The 689-nt window shown below is 64.2% G+C and carries 1 protein-coding gene; it reads right to left on the reverse strand.

The features are described from left to right. Positions 1-493 (reverse strand): DUF222 domain-containing protein (locus tag UG56_RS27375; protein ID WP_143055237.1); only part of this gene is annotated, 493 nt, incomplete at its 3' end. Positions 494-689 lie beyond the last annotated feature (196 nt).

Below are 689 nucleotides of genomic sequence, written 5' to 3' on the forward strand. Positions count from 1 at the left end.
GGGCGGTGAGCCGGCTGGCGTAGTCGACCAGCAGCTTCTCGGCCAGGACCAGGTCCTCGGTACTGGCGACCGGGTCGGCCTGGATCTTGTCGAGCGCCGTCGTGATCACCCGCGCCTTGTCCAAGGACACCACCCCGTCGGCCAGGCAGGCCGCGACGAGGTCGTACTTCGCAACCTTGGTCGCAAGTTTGAGCTCCGACCTCGCCGCACCCTTGTCGACGAGCAGCTCGGTCCGCATCCATCCCGAGGCGTCCTTGTCGCCAGTCTCCTCGGCGATATCACCAGCGGCAACGAGCACCCGCAGTTTCAGCGCCGCCTGTTGGGCTTGGAGCTTCTCCAGTCGCTCGAGGAGGTTCTTCTTCTGCTCGGTGCGCCAGTAGGCCGGATCGGTAGCCAGCAGGTCGTGGAGGGCGTTTTCGATGGCGGTCAGGGCAGCGTCGATCAGGTCGCTGGGGTTGGTGCCCCAGGGGTCGATCTCGCGCCCGAGACTCATCGCCATCCCTCTCCTCGAAGGTGTGCTGTGATCGCTCTGATTCTACTCTCCTACCCCCCTTCTGGCCATCTATTTCTGCAGGTCAGAAGCCATTTCGCGGTGAGCGAAGGCCCTCGTTTCTGTGGATGGCAAGTGGCCCGAAGGGCCACCTCTTCCGTCCCAGCAACAGCACCTGTCCCGTACAAGAATCTGCCGC

The sequence above is a fragment of the Nocardioides luteus genome (genome assembly GCF_000960475.2).
GTDB lineage: Bacteria > Actinomycetota > Actinomycetes > Propionibacteriales > Nocardioidaceae > Nocardioides > Nocardioides luteus_A.